This is a genomic window from Aeoliella mucimassa (genome assembly GCF_007748035.1).
Classification (GTDB): domain Bacteria; phylum Planctomycetota; class Planctomycetia; order Pirellulales; family Lacipirellulaceae; genus Aeoliella; species Aeoliella mucimassa.
In genome coordinates this window covers 5,102,315-5,119,717 of record NZ_CP036278.1, presented here as the reverse complement: position 1 = coordinate 5,119,717, position 17,403 = coordinate 5,102,315, and the positions used below count along the sequence as shown (strand labels likewise).

The window sequence follows — 17,403 nt, the reverse complement described above, 5'->3', positions numbered from 1 at the left end:
CGCTCGATCGCGACTGGGCCCGCTCGTTCTCCCCCACCCTCTATACGATTGTGCTACTCGACGTAGCTGGCCTGTTGGATGTTACCGGCCGGCTCCGAGATGTAAGGTTGACCTTTGGTGTACAGCTGACGACGCCAAGTGTAGTTCTCACGGTCTTTCTCGGTAGCCATTTCCAGGGCTTTGTCCATCATCGCGACCGCGTTCTGGTAGTCGCCGCTGGCGGCCAGACCGGCTGCGAGGGTGTCGTATTCCAGATCGTCGGGCTCTCCGGACAACTCGATGGCTCGTTTGGCCAAGGCGACCGACTTGCTGGGGTTACGGCACTCGCGGTCGGGGCAAGTAGCGTACAACCAGGCCAGGCTGCGGTGAGCATCGGCAAAAGCAGGAGCCAGTTGAATGGCGGTTTCGTAGTCGTTCATCGCACTGCGGTAGCGGCCCATGTCGTACAGCAGGTCGCCACGGTTGTTGACGATGCGAGCATCTTCGGGAGCCAACCGAGCAGCGGCATCCAGGTGCTGCAGGGCGAGTTCCATCCGGCCCAGCATGTGACACACGCGGCCGCGACCTTTGTGAGCGACTGCCAGATCGGGATCGAGTGCGATCGCCTGGCGATAGTCGGCCGAGGCCTTTTCGAGCTCGCCGGCTTGCACGTACAGGGCACCCCGGTTCGAGTAAGCCTTGGCAAACTCAGGATTCAGTTCGATGGTCAGGTTGAAATCGTCGAACGCGTCGGCAAAGCGACCCGCCTGGGCGGCCAGCACACCACGGTTGTGGATGGCACGGTACCGCTTGGGATCAAGGCGAAGCGAATCGTTGAAGTCGAGCAGAGCTTCTTTGATGCGACCTTCGTCGGTCTTCAGCTCGCCGCGGCGATTAAGTGCCCAGCTTGCGAGGTCATGGCAGTAGGCCACAGCGACCGGTGCATTTTCGATCGCCAGCACGTGGCGACAAGCTTGCACGACCGCGGTGTAGTCTTCTTCGGTTTCCGCAGCACCAGCCAGCTTGTTGGCTTCGGCCAGCAGTTCCACCGACTTGGTCGAAGGCTGGTCGGCCACTTCCGGAGCCGGGGTTACCGGGTTGGAATGCATGGCAGCGGCCGCTTCCTGAGCCTGGATTTTCACCAACGGTTGGCGAGGACGCGACGCCTGAGTGCTGACGATAGGTGCAGGCCGTGGAGTCACGTGGTTCGAAGCCACATGCTCATTCACGATTTCTTGAGGCTTGGCGACTGGTGGCTGCGGCGTTGCAACGGGAGCCTGGGGCTTCGGCTGCGGAGCCACGGTGGCGACTTCGTCGGAGATCTGAACGATATGGCTACTGGCCGGCAGCTTAGCAGCCGCTTCGGCAATTTGTTGGCTGATGGCTTGCTTGACTTCCGGTTCGGGGCTCTCAGAAGGTTCGATCGCAGGGCTGCGGAACTCAGGAGTCGAAGTAACGGTAGCGTCGGCGTCCTGCATCGCGAGCTGGATGCCGAGGTCGGCTTGATCCGAAACCATGGCCACGTCGGCTGGCTCTTTCGGCATGGCCGGAGTTTGGTCGGTCACCATCGCATAGCTTGGCTCCTGGGGAGCCGAGGTGGTCATCGGCAACGGCAAAGGTGCGTTACGCATCGCAACTTGGTTCGGCATCGAAGGAACCGACTGAGCTACAGCGGTGCTAGCGCTACGCGACTTGTTGCCCCAGCTGCTCGGCTTCCGCGAGTTGCTGCGAGCAACTTGCTGAGGGCTGGTTTGCGAAGGGGTGTTTGCTTCGTTCTTATTCGAATCACCGGTCCACAGTGAGAACAAGCTGGTTGGTTGGTTGCTCGATCCATTCGAACGCAGTTGCATGTTCGAGTTGTTCTGACGGATGCCATTCGTGTTGGCAGTCGTCGAACCAGCGCGGCCTTGTTCGCTTTGCAACTGAGCCATGCGTTGCATGTTCTGCTGCTGGGCGAGTCGTTCCTCTTGTTCTTGGCTGGCATTCTTGTTGCCGCCGAACAGTCCGCCGAGTTTGCCGAACAAGGTTGGTGGTTCTTCCCGCTCGGGCATTGCGTTGGTGCGTGGCATTTCCAAAGGTGGTAATTGCTGCACCGAAGGCCGAGGGTAATTCGACGGAATCACCTGGTTGGAGGCTCGCAGCGGCATCGGCATGTTGCTCTGATAACCGTTGGCAGCCGCGCGTTGGCTTTGAGCGGCCAAGTCGTCGACGTAAACAACGCCCGACGTTTGTGCCTGGGCTAGGGAGCCCGAAATTGCCAGGGCCAAGCTCGTGGCCAGGGCAAAGTGCTTGGGCAAAGTGATTTGGGGCCATCCGGTGGTGGAAACCAGTTTAAGCATCGTGCTTCACCAATCTGGAGCGGTGGGGAGAAGGTTTTGCGATGAGCGTCGGCGACTATCTGCGACACGCTAGCACCAACATGGCAGTCGGCAGCCGAGCGCGGATAAATCGCCTGCAAACTCCTATCGGCAACCGGAACAGAGATCCTGACCCAAAAAACAGTGAAAACCGGAACTGCTTTTCTAACCGGCAACCTTTGCCACGGGGCATCCTGCCAGAGGGCAGCCGCTCGACTATGCTGGCAGTATCGAAAGTCCCATCCGACGAAGCGTAAGAGGTGCTGAGGAACCCCCCATGGATTTGTCTATCAGTTGCCGTGAGACCAAGGACCTGCTCGATGCTGCCACGCCAGCACCGGTGTTCCTCGATTGCCGCGAGCGCGAAGAGTACGACCTGGTTCACATCAAAGGTTCGATCCTGCTGCCGATGAGCAAGATCGGCGACCGCATCGGCGAGCTAGCAGGCCGCGAAGAAGATCACCTGATCGTATACTGCCATCACGGGATGCGGAGTGCCCAGGTCGCGCAGTGGCTAAGGACTCGCGGGTTTCCGAACGTGCAAACCATGGATGGGGGCATCGATCAGTGGGCCGAAGAAATCGACCCAAGCTTGCCACGCTACTGATTTGGGCTGCGTGCAAAGTGCGGGCTGCGTGCCACACGCCAGAAACAGTGGGCGGGCGAGATGCCCGCCACTGGAGAGTACCGCCGAGAGGAGTCGAACCTCCACCCACTTGCGTGGACATGGACCTGAACCATGCGCGTCTGCCAATTCCGCCACGGCGGCGTGTGCGAAACTAAGAGAATGCCACACCAGCGACGTTTCCGCAAGGGTGGCGGATCGCCTTTAGTCGCGAATGGGGACCTCGGCCTGCATCAAGGCCGTATAACCCTTAATTCCCAAGGCAATTTGCTCCAGTTCGATCCATTCGTCGACCGTGTGCGCCTGGGCGATATCGCCAGGACCAGTGACCAACGTGGGGATGCCGGCGGCGGCAAAATGATTGCCATTGGTGGTAAACAGTTCGCCGGAAATCTTGCTGGTGATGCCGACCGACGCCAGGGCGGCGACGGCCGCTTCGGACCAGGCTCCTCCATCCACTACCGCCATCGGCGGGGCCGACTCGAAGTGATGGTGGTCGACTTGCATGCCGGGGCGGCGGGCGATTAACTCGGCTACCAACTCCTTCACCCGGGTGAGCTCGGTTTCGCCGATCTCGCCAGGCACGAGCCGGCGGTCGAACGTCAGGGTGGCTTCGCTCGGAATCACGTTCACCTGGCGGCCGCCAGAGACGACCGTGCCTGCAGCGCTCGCCCGACCGACCAGCGGGTCGGTGGCTTCGATCTTGGCGATGTAGTCGTCTTCAAGCATCGTAATCAGCCGTGCCATGTCATAGATGGCATTGTGCCCTCGATCCGGCTGGCTCGAATGGCACGCTTTGCCGAGCGTGGTCATCTTCCAGCGGATGAAACCCCCGGTGGCTGCCAGCACGTTCATGCGGGTTGGTTCGCCGACCACCACCGCTGCAGGACGCCAGCCGAGCAACGCGAGGTGCTGGTCGACAAAGGCTCGGGCGCCGATCTGCACGTGTTCTTCGCCCACGCTCAGCAGCACCGCAATATTGTTAGGCTGCGACTCGCTCTGGGCATATTGTTTGAGCGACCACAGCATCGTGGCCCCGGTGCCCTTGGTGTCGCAGGCCCCCCGCCCGTACATGCGGCCGTCGCGAATCGCCGGCTCGAACGGCGGGATGCTCATCCCCTCGGTGCCGACAGTGTCGAGGTGCGAATCGAACATGATCCAGGGTGCCTGCTCGTCGACCAGGTGCTCGATCAGCAGATTCGGCCCCGCCCCGTCGACTGGTAATTCGCGTATCCGAAAGCCCCACTCAGTCGCCAAACCGGCCAAATAGTCGGCCAGCGGCTTCTCGGGAGCTTCGCGGCCCGACTGGTAAGCCACGACGGTGTCGAACTCGATCATCCGGGCAAGTAGTTCTTCACACGTTTGGGGGGGCTGGGGCATCGTATCGGATCAACGGGGGGCGAAAGGGCACGGAGACCGCGCACAACCGGGCGCGAATCGATGATTCTAACGTAGTCGCCAGCCGGCGAGGTAGCCCATCCGCGGGGTGGGAAAACCGATTCGCCAGGTGCGGCATTGGCAACTAAAATAGGTGTTTTTCTGCGAAAACTCTCGAAACCAACGGTGCCCCTCAGGGGTTTTATCGTTGGAGGTAAATTATGCACCGGTATTCATTCGTCGTTCTTTTGTTCGCCGCCCTGATGTGGGTTGGTTCCGCTGATGGTGTGCTTGCTCAAGGCCCTGGCGGGGGAGGTCCCCCCGGCGGTGGTTTTGGTGGCCGTGGTGGTTTTGGCGGCGGAGGTCCCGGCGGCGGTGGCGGCCCAGGCGGAGGATTTGGCGGGCGAGGCGGCTTCGGTGGCCGAGGTGGTGATCGCGGCGGTGACCAGGGGGGTGACCGAGGCGGTGATCGCGGAGGCGACCGTGGTGGAAACCGCGGCGGCGATCGGGGCGGCGATCGCGGAGGAGACCGTGGCGGCGGCGACAACGGCGGCCGCGAGCAACCTTCGGCCGACCAGCGCCGCGAGTGGTTCTTCCGCCGACTCGATCGCAACGGCGACGGGAAGGTCGAAAAGTCGGAAGTCGACGAGCGGATGTGGGGCTGGTTCGAACGCAGTGCGAAAGACGCTGGCCTCGATACCTCCAAGGCCGTGAGTTACGACCAATACATGAATGCGAAGAAGAATCAGGACCGGGAAAAGCTGCGGGAAGAGAACCCAACCGCCTTTCTCCCCCCGATAGAGCTGGAAAAGGTGCCTGGCTTCGACACTGAACTAACCGAAGATGAGCTCTACTTGCTGAATCCCGACAAAGTTCCATCGATGGAAGTCACCGCCGAGGAAGAGCCCGAAGAGCGTGGGCGGTGGTTCCGCGGCCGGGGCGGTGATCGACAAGAAGAGCGGGAACCTGCAGAAGACCGCGAACGCGACAGCGGCGATTCCGGCGACCGAGCCACCCAGTTTGCCAAAGGCGTCATGGAAAAGTACGACGAAGACAAGAACTCGGTGATCGAGGGGGGCGAATTCGAGAAGATGCGGAGTGCCGATCGCTACGATTCCAACAGCGATAAGCGGATTACCATGGAAGAACTTCTTGCGGTTGCCCGCGGTGGTAGTTCGGGCAGTCGTTCCTCGAGCGGCAGTAGCTCGTCCTCCGGCAGTGGCACCTACCGCTTCACCTCGGCCTTGGATCGGCTCCCCAGCAGCGCTCGTAGCTGGGTGAAACGGTACGACGAAAACGAGGATGGCCAGGTTTCGATGGCCGAGTTCAGCAGTACCTGGAGCGAAAGCAAGGTCCGCGAGTTCCAGAAGTACGATCTGAATGGCGATGGCATCGCCACCGGCCAAGAATACGCCTCGCGAAACGATCGCTAAACAACAGCGATCTTGCTGCCGTCTTTCAGTGAAATGGTTAGCTAGCTTCGAGAGAAACAGATCGGCCGCGACGCGCGGCTTCTGCCACGGCGGCAGTCGATCCATTGATGGCTACAGGCTTACAGCTTACTGCGGGGGATTCGCGGTAGTACCAGCTCTGCACCCAACCCTGCGATGCTCAGTCGAGCGACGTGGGGTGGTGCAGCTCGCTAGCTAAAGTGCCATAAAAGGCACAGTCCAGCTCCCTCAGCCCTCAGGGATTCTCACTTGGCTCGCAGTCGATGCGAGATCGCGAGACGCAAGCTGGGGAGGTCTACTCCTAGAGACTAAGAAAGAAACAGCCGTCGAGCACTTGCTCGACGGCTGTTATGGTTTCATTTTGTCGTTGGTCGATTGTCAGGTACCAACACGACCGGCCATTGCAGGCATCTGTGCTCGTTTAGCCGCGGCCACCGCCGCCACGACCACCACCGCCGGGGGCTCCTCCTCCGCCACCACCACGACCGCCACCGCCACGACCACCGCCACCGGGGAACCCTCCGCCGCCACCTTGCATGCGTTGGCGGAACTCTTGGATGCGGCGAATCATTTCTTGTTGCTGACGGGCCTGGTCGCCACCGTTGTTGTTATTGCCACCACGGTTCGCATCTTGCCCAGGTGCCTGGGTGGTGCTGGTGACCGCTTGGCTGCCGAGGAAGCTCGACAAAGCTTCCTTCATCATTTCGGGATTGCTGTTGCGAAGCGAGAGCACCACGGTGCTTTCGCTAGTATCAACTTGCACGGTATCGAGCTCTTCGACAAGCCGCTTTACATCAAAGAACAAGGCGTCTTCCGCTTTCACGATCAAGCTGTTGCTACGAGTGTCGACACCAATCGACATCTTCGAAACCTCTTGGCTATCGGCTCCGCCGCCTCCGTTGTTTCGCAGGGCGCGGATCAGGTCTTCGGGCGAAGGTTGTCCGCCGCTGGCTCCTTCGATCCTGCCGGGGTACATCTGCTTGACCACTTCGGCAATATCCGTGGCACTGGTGTTCACCACTGGAATCAAACGCGGAACGCCCTCGGCCTCGATCTCGGTGGGGCCGATGCGTTGGTCGAGCACCTGCAGCAGGCGGAAGGCCATGTCGATGTCGTCGGGACGTGCGTAAACGATGATCGCATTCAAACGGGCGTCGGTTACGATATCGACACCAGCCGCCGAAAAACCGCTGGAGGAGCCGGTGCCACCCAAACCGAGCAGGTCGCCCATCAGGCCACCGCCGATGTCACCCAGGGCGCTATCGACGATGCCACCCATCAGGTCCCCGCTCGACGAGGTGGAACTGCCGTAGATCTCGCCCAGGATGGCAGCGGCGGTATTTGCCTTGGCGTGCTTCAGATAGAACACCGCGTACTCGCGACCACCGGTGGTGTTTTGCAGGGTCGATGCTTCCAGCAACCGCTCAAAGGCATCCAGAGCTTCAATATCGTCCGAAGCAATAATCAGCCCACTCGGGCCAGGAGCCACCAGGATGGGGGCATTCGGCTTTGAGGGCGACTTGGGTGCTACCGGTTGTACGTCGCTCGGTTCACTCTCGGCGACCGAGTCCTCCGCAGCGGCTGCAACTTCGGGCTCGCTGGCAGCTTCCTCTTGAGGGAAGGCGGCCAGCATGAACTTCGACTTCAGGCTGTTGCGCGTTTCGCGGTCACTGCCCGAGGTGGGCGTGTCCTGGGGATCACCAAAGCGGAACAGCTGGTCGAGTTCTCTTTCGAGCTGATCCTCTGGAGAATCTTGCTCCGAAGGACTATACGACTTAATGGCAGTCGTCGGAGTCACTCGGCGAATGGGATTCGCTCGCAAGCTTGGCCAGATCGCTTCGAGCTGCTCTAGCGCCGTACGGGCTTCGGTGGAACTGAGCGGGACCACCCGAATGTTGCCACGATCAACGGCAGCCGCCGCGACGGCCGAGTCTTCCGACTCGCCCATCTGGTTGAGCAGCAATCGAATCTGCTCGATCTGGGCTTTGCTGCCTCGCACGAGCAGACTGTTGGTCGATAGATCAGCATCGACGATGGGAGCACGTGGATCGGGTTCCTCCTCGCCAGTCTTGTTCAGGCCAAACAGCTTGCTGATCGAAAGAATCGCTAGCTGCGGATCGACCGTCGAAAGTGGAATCACGGCAATTTCGCGGGCGTCCTCCTGCATTTGTTCCAGCGTGGCCCGAATGGTTGCGTGGTTGGCCAGCGAGGCCAGGGCAACCAGACTGCCGGTTTGCGGATCGATCGTCAGGCGGGTGCCAGGCTCTTCGGCCAGAATTGTTTGCAACACTAGCAGCGCTGCGTCGGGATCGGCTTTGCTAATGGGGTAGACGTTCAACTGCAAGGCAGCCATCTGACCACCCGCAGCGCTGGGAATATCGATGATCGTCAGCAACTCTTCCAGGCGGCCAATCATCTCCGGGTTGCCATAAGCCAGCAGGCGATTCGGCGAGGTCGAGTCGAGGGCAATCTGCAACGTGCCTTCGGGGGTGCTGAATGCGTCTTCCGGAATACCGAGCATCTGACGCAGCACCGGCAGCACTCCAGCAGCCGAAGCGTATTGCATGTCGTAAGGACGGATACCGCCGAGCTTCGACGACTCGGGGCTTTCGATTGCGTCGATCACGTCGCGAATCGCCCGCAACCGCCCGGCGGTTTCGGTGATTTGCAACATGCCAGCACGTGGCAGCACCACGACCTTGCCTTGCGGGCCAATTAGTCGGCTGACTTCGTCCGAAGCGGCTTCGGGAGTCATATTTCGTACGCGGAACAGCACACGAATCAACTCAAACTCACCACGCTGGTTGAGTTCTTCCAGCGGTACATCGGTCACCAGATTAGGCGGAACACCATCTTCCAGGTTCACGAGCACCAGCATTTGATCCCGTCGCACCAGAGTGTAACCCTTGGTGAGCAGCACGCTGTTGATCACGTCGAGCGCTTCGGCCGGCGTGTAACGTCGGGTGTCGGTGTAGTTAAACGTGCCAGACGGAGGCGATTCGATCAGCAGCGACAGCCCGTTTTGATCAGCGAACCAATCGAGCACGTCTTGCCAGGGTTGGTAGCGGAAGCTGAACGACAGCTTGCCGTCGGCGTCGATTTTGGGGAAGTCTTCGCGGCTCGAACCACTGCGTACCGATGAGCTACCGCTGCGGCTGCTGGAAGACTCGCGATCATCGCGTCCGAAACGCGAGCTGCTGCCGGAATCGCGGCCGAATCGTGAGGAACCACCTTCGTCGTCGCCACGCGAGAAGCGGCTGGATCCAAAACGGCCCGAAGGGGCTGGCTCGTCGCCGGCGTCTTCGTCGCGGCCCTCTTTGGCGGGGGCTTCTGCGTAGTCGTCCTCGGGAGCTTCCTCCATCGTCTCGTCGGCCGGCGCTTCGCCAGATTCTGTCGAGGCTTGCTCCTCGGCTGGTGCGGCGTCCTGGTCGGCAGCGGCTGGATCAGCCGGCTCTTCGCTGGTGGCTTCATCGTTGGCTGGCTCAGGATCGCCCCCTGCTTCTTCGCGGGCGAACTGCTCCATCATCATGTCTTCGTCGATCGGTTCTTCGTCGGCGGCCGGTTCGGCTTCGACGTTGGCCGCGGGTGCATTGCCAGAGAGCGGCTCGTAGTACGGATTCGGCTTGGCAGCAGCCATCGTGCTGAGTTGCTTGAGCTGGTCGTCGCTCAGGATGCCAGCCATCAAGCGTTGCGATTCCACACGCAGCGGCCGGAGCTTCTCGGCACGCTCTTCGCCCGACAAGCCACGGACCTGACTGGCCACGGCCAGGGCCGCCTGGTCGCGACTGTCCAAGAGATCGTAGAGCTTTTCTACTTGTTCTTTAGAAAGATCCAGCTCCTTGATGGTGCTGTCTTCGGCGGCCAGGGCTAGCACTCCCACCAGTTCGGCGTCGGCCGCGGTGGCCTCAGTGGCGGTTGCCCGCATGAAGAGGCCCGCTGCAGCACATAGCAGGAGCAAGCGGAGGGCAAGTGTGGTTTCGGTAAGGGTTGGCATCGCAGATTCTGAAGGGTTTAAGCGCGGTGAGCACAGGCGGTGAGCTAGGTTCAGCACCGCATAAAGGTGGCTTTAGAAAGCTAGCGTAAGCTGGGGGGAAGGGGAGTGATGGCGGGTGTTTTCATCATAAGTAGCCAAAAAACGTGTTGCTACACTCCCTAACCCAGCAAATATCCGATTTGTTTCGATCGTTTAAGTAGGAAAACCGACTTCGGGTAGCTCCCGAGGACTGGTGGTATTGGGGAATCTTGGCAAAATCGACATGTAAATATGGATGGAGTGGGAAAACTGTGACGATACAGCAAATGCAGTAAGCTAGCGACTGGTCATTGACGACCGGTCTGGCGAGCCAAGTTGAGCGGTGCTGAACCGCCTAAAACTGGGTTTGCCGAGCGTGCCAAGGACGACCAGGCCAAATCCAGCCACAGTATTCAACCCCAATCGCAGTCCTTGGTGTCGATGCGTTCCATGACCTCTCGCCCTGAATTTCTATTGTTTACCGAAGCGCTTCGGCAAAGCTCCGGCCAATTGATGTGGCGGATGCTGCTGCTCGAGGCTGGCAGCGACCACTCGATTACCGCCAGCGACGAGGTGGACGAAGATTCGGTTACCCGAGCCGAACTGCTGGCCGTTGTCCGCGGACTCGAGGCCCTCGATGGGCCGGCCAATGTCCGCCTGTTTACCGGCAGCGGGTACGTGAGCCGCGGTTTTTCTCGCGATTTGCCCCACTGGCGAGCTCAGCACTGGCACTGGGAGCGGTTTGGCCGCCGGGTGCCGATTCGGGATTCCGACCTTTGGCAACGCGTCGACCGAGCGCTAGAATTCCACCTTGTGGATTGCCGCCCTTGGGGCGAGCCGAGTCTCACAGGTGCCGAAGCGGTGGTGGGAGCCACCGAGGCGCCAGTCGAAGACCTATCGAACAAGACGACCACCAGAATCGACGAACCCTCCATTCTGGTGGTACCGAAACGTCCCCGCCGTCGTCGCGGCAGTCGCATTGCGGCCGCTTCGCGATCGACTCTGAGCCAGTTGCGGCGGGGCCTTGAGACACTCGTAGAACCAGCCCTGTTGCCCACTGGGTAGCAGGCGGCTTTGGTTCGCTCCACTCCATCCCGATCGTTTGCCACCTTAGCGAAATCGAACTTCCCCCCACTTCGATCCCAGAACCTGAAAATCATGCGTACGCAAGTTAGCTTGGATGCGGTTACCCCGCTTGTGAATGGATATCACGAAAACCCTTTCGAGGTGTTGGGGCCGCATGAAATCATCGGCGACGGCCGCCGGGCGCTTGCTGTACGGGCTTTTCTGCCCGAATCGCAACAAGCCTGGTTGGTGGACGAAGCCCACGGACGGCGACGTCCGATGCGGCGGATCCACCCGTCGGGGCTATACGAAGCCATCTGTCCCGCACAAGATGAAGGAAGAACTGCGATCGCCGGAGGCAATTACCATTTTCAATTAACCGACAAGCACGGCACTCATCGTACCATGAAAGATCCCTACGCATTCGACCCACTGCTCACCGACTACGACCTCTACTTACTTGGCGAAGGGAATCACTGGGATTGCTACAATCGCCTCGGTGCCCAGTTACGCGAGATCGATGGCACCAAAGGGGTGAACTTCGCCGTGTGGGCGCCGAACGCCGAAGGGGTGAGCGTTGTCGGTGATTTCAATGAATGGTCGGTGAAATCGCACCCCATGCGAAAGCACCTGCCCGGCGGCGTGTGGGAGTTGTTCATTCCCGAGTTGCCGGTTGGCACGCTCTACAAATTTGCGGTCAAGCAGCAAGGCGGCCGGGTGGTCGAGAAGTGCGACCCCTACGGCTTCGCAGCCGAAGTCCCTCCGCGGACGGCCAACATCGTGACCGACTTATCGGCCTACGAATGGCAAGACGAGCAATGGTTTACCGATCGTAAGAAGCACAACGCGCTCGACGCACCGATGTCGATTTACGAAGTGCACCTCGGCAGCTGGCAACGCGATCCGGAACGTCCCGACGAGTGGATGAGCTATCGCGAACTGGCTCCCAAGCTGATCGAGTACTGCCAGAAGATGGGCTACACCCACCTGGAATTGCTGCCGGTGAGCGAGCATCCCTTCACGGGTAGCTGGGGTTACCAGCCGGTCGGTATGTACGCCGCAACCAGCCGGTTTGGCTCGCCTCAGGACCTGATGTTCCTGATCGACATGTGTCACCAGAACGGCATCGGTGTCATCATCGACTGGGTGCCGGCTCACTTCCCGAAAGACGATCACGGTTTGCGTCGCTTCGATGGCTCGGCGTTGTACGAGCACGAAGATCCCCGTAAGGGCGAGCACCCCGACTGGGGCACCCTGATCTACAACTATGGTCGTAACGAGGTACGGAACTTCCTGATCTCGAACGCCCTGTTCTGGCTCGACAAGTACCACATCGATGGCCTGCGTGTCGACGCGGTCGCCTCGATGCTTTACCTCGATTACAGCCGTGAGGGAGACGACTGGATTCCGAACATGTTCGGTGGTCGCGAGAACCTCGAAGCGATTGACTTCCTCAAGAAATTTAACGAAGAGTGCCACCTGCAGCATCCTGGCACGTTGACCATCGCCGAAGAGTCGACCGCCTGGACCGGCGTGTCGCGGCCCACGTATGTCGGCGGCCTGGGCTTCAGCCTGAAGTGGAATATGGGCTGGATGAACGATACCCTGCGGTACATGCGGCACGAACCGATTCACCGCAAGTATCACCATGATGAGCTGACTTTCTCGCTCATCTACGCGTTCACCGAGAATTTCATTCTGCCGTTCTCGCACGACGAAGTGGTGCACGGGAAGGGTTCGTTGCTCGACCAGATGCCAGGCGACCTGTGGCAACGTTTTGCCAACCTGCGTTTGCTCTACGGCTACATGTTTGCCCACCCAGGCAAGAAGCTCAACTTCATGGGTGGCGAGTTCGGTCAGTGGAACGAGTGGAACTACAACACGAGCCTGCAGTGGGATCTGTTGCAGTGGGAATCGCACCAAGGCCTGCAAAACTACATGGCCCATCTGAACCACCTGTATACTTCGCAGCCAGCGTTGTACGAAGTCGACTTTGAGAACACTGGTTTCGAATGGGTGGATTGCCACGATCATGAAGCCAGCACCATGGCGTTCCTACGTAAGGCGAAGGATCCTAAGGACTTCGTACTGATCTGTAGCAACTTCACGCCGGTTCCGCGGCAGGGTTATAAGATCGGCGTGCCGGAAGCTTGCTGGTACGAAGAAATCAGCAACAGCGACTCGGCCTACTTCGGTGGCGGCAACGTCGGCAACGACGGTGGCATCAAAGCCGAACCGAAGGAAAGCCATGGCCGCCCAGCTTCGATGGAAGTCACGCTGCCACCGCTCGGCACGGTGATCTTCAAGCCGAAACGCGACTAGCACGCGAACGCGACGATTCACTACCCATGGACTACGCCTGGCCGGCGGAGCACTTGCTTCGTCGGCCAGCTAGTTTTGGTAAGCAAGTGAAGTCGCGCAGCACCTGATCGCGAGGGCTAATGCCCGAACGCTCCCCAGGCGTACACCGCCGTGAAGGTGACGAACAGCACCGTTAGCAGGTAATACCCCGCGGTAAGCCACCACCGCGTAAGGTGCGGCTTGACGTCGAACACTCCCTGCAGCGACAAGCGGATAGCCCAGAAAGCCAGACCGTAGCAGCAGAACGCCCGAGCGAGCAGACTGCCGCTGGCTAGCTCTTCGTGGCATACCAAGCAAATAGTGCCTAGCGATACGATGCCGAGCACGATGTAGCCGCCGTACACCCAGTACATCTGTCGGTGCAGCTTTGGCAGGGAGGCCAGTTCGCTTTTCCAGTTCAATTGCAGCGGCACCAACGCAGTGGCCACCAGCACACCAAGCTGTCCGATGCCTGCCAGGAAAATCGCGTTCGACAAAGTAGGTTGCATAGGGGATTATCGCTGTAAGCAGGAATCAGGACGCACCGATCGCTTGCATAAACGGTAACACGATTCGGCAGACAAAGGGAGCGTGAAACAGCCAAGGGGCCGGCCCAGCGACCACCGCAAGCGTGGTGGCTCGCGAGAGCCAGGCTTGGCCGAGCAAGGCCGAGGGAGCCCACCGAGTGCGTTGCCACTGAATGCCGAGCGCCTGCAGCAGGAAGTAGAGCGTGGGATAGCCATACCCACCGCCAGCAGGCAGCGAGATCACTGCGTCGTGCACCAGGCCGCTAAACAGGAACCCGATCAGAAACCCACGAGCGGGGCCCCAGTGTCGACTCAGCGGGCGGAACAGGAAGCGGTAGGTGAGGTCGCGGAACGCGGTATTCCACCGCTGCCCCCAGAACTCAGCGACCGTCTGGCTGGCGATCGGCCATTGCATCAGCGGCTCGGCCTGCACGCCGAGGAAACGCCAGAAGCACGAGAGCAGATGAAACAGCCCGAAGTGCAGCGTGAAGACGATGCCCACCATGCCGACCCATCCGAGCAGCAAGCGTTGTGAGGGAGCGATCACCCACTGCCCTCCATAAAGCAGCGTTAGCCCAAGGCCGAGCTTCACCGCGGCTAGCAGCCATTCCCCACGGCGGGGCGTGATGACCGAACTGGCCGGCGCGGCCAGAAACGCATCGGCATCGAGCCCTGGCCAGGCAAGCAAGTACGCTACGGCCCGCCAGCGGGAGGGGGACTCGACGCGGGCGCGACGCATGGTCAGCCATTTCACGCCGAGATAGATCGCGATGGCCAAGCACCACATCAGCACCCATCGCGGCCAGTCGACCGGCACGAACGTCTACACTGCCAGCGGTAGCACCAACAACGGCAGCCAGTCACTGCGCGATTTCATGTGCCTTACTGGAGCGGTGGAAACGAACTGAGTGGTGGATCTCGCCGCGACTCACCGAAAAACCAAGTGCTACTTGGTTTCGGCTTCGGTGTCCGCTTCCGACTCGGCTTCTGCTTCGTCGGCGGTTTCCTCGCTGTCGCTATCGGCTGCGTCCTCCCGTTTCCAGGTGAGGTTCAAGTCGTTGAGCAGAGCTTCGATCACGCTCGAGCGGAATTGACCCGCCTTGGCGTTGCGGAACTGACCGCGACCATCCCAGTAGTTGGCGACTTCGAGGAAGTTGCTCCGCAGCATCTCGGGCGATTCCACGTCGTCGGCGTTGCGAACGATGTAGATAAGCGACTTATCGAAGTTCTGCAGTGCGGTCACTTCGCCCTCGGAGAGCTTGAACAGCTCGGCGAGGAAGTCGGGACCAACGTCCTTCAGGCCTTGTGGCTGCGACGGACGGTAGGTTGCCTGTCCCGTGGGAGCAAAGTCGCCAGCGGTGTACAGCGTGAAGCTGGGGGTCTTGGTGACCTCAACCACCTTGTCGTCGCCGACAAAGTAGCTTTCCAGGGTGAGACCAGAGTCCTGAACCTTGATGGCCAGGGCCTTGGCTTTCTCTAGTGCCTTGTCGGCAGCTTGCTCGCGTTTCCAGGCGGCGATCACGTCGTCCTTCACTTCGTCGAAGGTCGGCACCCGACTCGGGGAGTCGCTGAGCTTGATGACCACGTAGCGGTCGCCGTAGCCGGCGATGTCGGAACTAATGGTCGGCTCAAAAAGGTCGATGATGTTACGGAACGCCGCGGCGTATACCTGGGCTGGCATGTCGCCCATGTACTTCGAGTCGCAGAACGACTTACCCGCTTCGGTTTCGAACAACTCGTAGAAGCTGAGTTCGCCGGTGTCTTCGACTTGCAGTCCGTACTTTTCGCCCAGTGTGGTCAAGTCGGAAAGCTTAATCGCTGGTTCAGGAGTTCCCTCGTCCATCGAGAGCGAATCGCTGACGTACTTGCGATAGGCAGGTTGAAGGTCACGGGCGGCCGACTGCATGACTTCGTCGATTTCCGTGGTATAGCGATTCTCAGCCAGCAGGCGGCGAATCTTGTCCTTCACCTTTTCGAGCGGTTCGTACTGAACCTCTTCGGTAACCTCAGGTTCGGCGGTCTCCTCAGCCATGACTGCTTCCGAATCGGTATCCGCCGCGGCTTCTTCCGCGGGGGCCTCTTCAGTTACCGCCGGCTCGGCCGGGGTTTCGGTTTCCGTTGCTTCCTCCGTCGCTGGCTCTTCGGCAGGAGTTTCTTCCTGCAGCGATACCAGGCGGAACGGGCTGGGACGCGACTCGGTGGCCTCGCCCGACTCGGTGTTTTCGCCTTCGGCTTCACCGGTCGCGGGCTCTTCCGTCGCGGGAGACTCGCCCTCGGTAGCTGGTTCTTCGGCCGGCTCAGCCTCGGGAGCCGGCTCTTCAGTGGCTGGCTCTTCCGCAGCGGGCTCTTCCTCGGCCGGAGCTTCTGGCTCCGGTTGTTCCTCGGTCATCGGCTCTTCGGCCGTTTCACCTTCGGCGGCGGGCTCTTCCGCAGCCGGTTCTTCGGTGGCTGGTTCTTCAGAAGCCGGTTGCTCCTCGGTCATTGGCTCTTCGGCTGCTTCCGCTTCGTCAGCGGGCTCTTCCGGGGCCGATTCCTCGGTAGCCGGAGCATCGGTATCGGTCGATTCTTCGGCCGCAGGTTCCTCGGCGGGAGTTTCTTCCTCCGGAGCCGGATCGTCGAAGATGCTCAGATCGTCGTTGATCGTGAACTGGAACTTGTAGTCTTCGTAATACTGGGCGATCTGCTCGTCGGTCACCTCGGACTCGAACTTCGCCACGATTTCTTCGTAGTCGGCGCGAAGATAGGCAAGCTTCACCTTGCGGGGGATCATGAATCCAGGGGTCGGAGCTGGCAGCATCGTGCCGTCTCGCAGCGGAATTGGGAACGCTGGATTGTCCTTGTACTTGACGTAGTAAGCCTGCAGTTCGTCGGCGGTTGGCTCGGGAACATCAACCATGGACGACGACGGATCGATCGCAGCGGCTTCGACAATGATGTAGTCGTTAATGCGTTTCCATTCTTCCCAGCGATCAACCGGCAATTCGGTCGCACCCAGGTCGAGCCCCGAGTAGGTGCCGCTGGCACCGTAGGCACGCAGCGCTGCTTCGGTCATCAGTTCGCTACGGAGCGAATCGAACAAATCGCTCGTCGAAGGAGACCGCCCGGCCGGATTCATGGCCGACAGGATTGCTAGCACATCGTTGGGGTCTAACTGTCCAAGTCCGAGTTCATCGATGTACCGACGAATCACATCGTCGGAGATATAGATGCCCATATCTTCGGCTCGCTGAGCAAGAATATGCCGGCGCACGACATCTTCTTCCAGCACGTCCCGGGTCCATTCCTGTCCGATCAAGGCAACCGGCACCACCCGGGGAACCGGGGTTAACTCGGCTTCGATGGACCGCTGGTAGCCAACCTGTGCAGCAGTCTGTACAAATCCAGCAACGATTTGCCGTTTGTAAAGAAGACTGCTAAGTTCCCCTTCGGAGAGCTTTCCGCCATCCCAGGTAACCGCAGTGGCATTTGGGTTGCGGCGGTCGCCCGAGTCGTCTTGCGACCGAACCCAGCCGTTTAACGCGTCGCCGACAGTGAACACCAGCATCAGGATGACGCCACCGACGACGATGAAAATTTTCTGGTGGCGGCGGAAAAACCGGAACATTGCGTATATCCTCTCGGTCTAGCTGGCCCCCTCGAAGTCGAGGGGCGGAACCCTTGACAGTTTGCC

11 protein-coding genes and 1 tRNA gene are annotated in these 17,403 nt (G+C 60.2%); 5 read left to right on the top strand and 7 right to left on the bottom strand.

What is annotated here, in order from left to right:
* Positions 1-53 precede the first annotated feature (53 nt).
* A complete protein-coding gene (locus tag Pan181_RS20020) occupies positions 54-2,276 on the bottom strand; it encodes a tetratricopeptide repeat protein (protein WP_197528545.1) in 2,223 nt (740 codons plus the stop codon).
* Between the two features lie 337 nt (positions 2,277-2,613).
* On the opposite strand from Pan181_RS20020, the gene Pan181_RS20015 reads away from it, so the two are divergent.
* Positions 2,614-2,943 (top strand): rhodanese-like domain-containing protein, encoded by a 330-nt coding sequence (locus Pan181_RS20015; protein ID WP_145249445.1) that lies wholly within the window; start codon positions 2,614-2,616, stop codon positions 2,941-2,943.
* 78 nt (positions 2,944-3,021) lie between these two features.
* Here the strand turns inward: Pan181_RS20015 and Pan181_RS20010 are convergent.
* Positions 3,022-3,105 (bottom strand) — tRNA-Leu (locus Pan181_RS20010).
* Positions 3,106-3,165: 60 nt separating this feature from the next.
* On the bottom strand, positions 3,166-4,341 hold the full coding sequence (locus Pan181_RS20005) for a M20 family metallopeptidase (protein WP_145249443.1): 1,176 nt from the start codon (positions 4,339-4,341) through the stop codon (positions 3,166-3,168).
* Positions 4,342-4,559: 218 nt separating this feature from the next.
* Here Pan181_RS20005 and Pan181_RS20000 point away from each other — a divergent pair, with 218 nt between their 5' ends.
* Positions 4,560-5,771 carry an EF-hand domain-containing protein gene (locus tag Pan181_RS20000; protein WP_145249441.1) on the top strand — a complete coding sequence of 404 codons (1,212 nt, stop codon included), beginning with the start codon at positions 4,560-4,562 and terminating at the stop codon, positions 5,769-5,771.
* Positions 5,772-6,210: 439 nt separating this feature from the next.
* On the opposite strand, the gene Pan181_RS19995 is transcribed toward Pan181_RS20000, so the two are convergent.
* Positions 6,211-9,783, bottom strand: a complete 3,573-nt coding sequence (locus Pan181_RS19995) for a secretin N-terminal domain-containing protein (RefSeq protein ID WP_145249439.1) — start codon at positions 9,781-9,783, stop codon at positions 6,211-6,213.
* A 468-nt stretch (positions 9,784-10,251) separates the two neighbouring features.
* Here Pan181_RS19995 and Pan181_RS19990 point away from each other — a divergent pair, with 468 nt between their 5' ends.
* Together Pan181_RS19990 and glgB are read left to right on the top strand one after the other, a co-directional pair.
* Complete coding sequence (locus Pan181_RS19990) at positions 10,252-10,866, top strand: RNase H family protein (protein ID WP_197528544.1); 615 nt, start codon at positions 10,252-10,254, stop codon at positions 10,864-10,866.
* 93 nt (positions 10,867-10,959) lie between these two features.
* Positions 10,960-13,188 carry a 1,4-alpha-glucan branching protein GlgB gene (glgB, locus tag Pan181_RS19985; RefSeq protein ID WP_145249435.1) on the top strand — a complete coding sequence of 743 codons (2,229 nt, stop codon included), beginning with the start codon at positions 10,960-10,962 and terminating at the stop codon, positions 13,186-13,188.
* A 116-nt stretch (positions 13,189-13,304) separates the two neighbouring features.
* Here the strand turns inward: glgB and Pan181_RS19980 are convergent, their stop codons facing one another.
* Positions 13,305-13,703 carry a hypothetical protein gene (locus Pan181_RS19980; protein WP_197528543.1) on the bottom strand — a complete coding sequence of 133 codons (399 nt, stop codon included), beginning with the start codon at positions 13,701-13,703 and terminating at the stop codon, positions 13,305-13,307.
* Between the two features lie 37 nt (positions 13,704-13,740).
* Entirely contained in the window at positions 13,741-14,511 is a 771-nt protein-coding gene (locus Pan181_RS19975) for an MBOAT family protein (RefSeq protein ID WP_197528542.1), read from the bottom strand.
* On the opposite strand from Pan181_RS19975, the gene Pan181_RS26275 reads away from it, so the two are divergent.
* A complete protein-coding gene (locus Pan181_RS26275; RefSeq protein ID WP_197528541.1) occupies positions 14,504-14,641 on the top strand; it encodes a hypothetical protein in 138 nt (45 codons plus the stop codon). The two genes, Pan181_RS19975 and Pan181_RS26275, sit on opposite strands and share 8 nt — an antisense overlap.
* Positions 14,642-14,679: 38 nt before the next feature.
* Here Pan181_RS26275 and Pan181_RS19970 read toward each other — a convergent pair whose 3' ends face one another.
* Positions 14,680-17,337, bottom strand: coding sequence for a hypothetical protein (locus tag Pan181_RS19970; protein WP_145249429.1), 2,658 nt, complete (start codon positions 17,335-17,337; stop codon positions 14,680-14,682).
* Positions 17,338-17,403 lie beyond the last annotated feature (66 nt).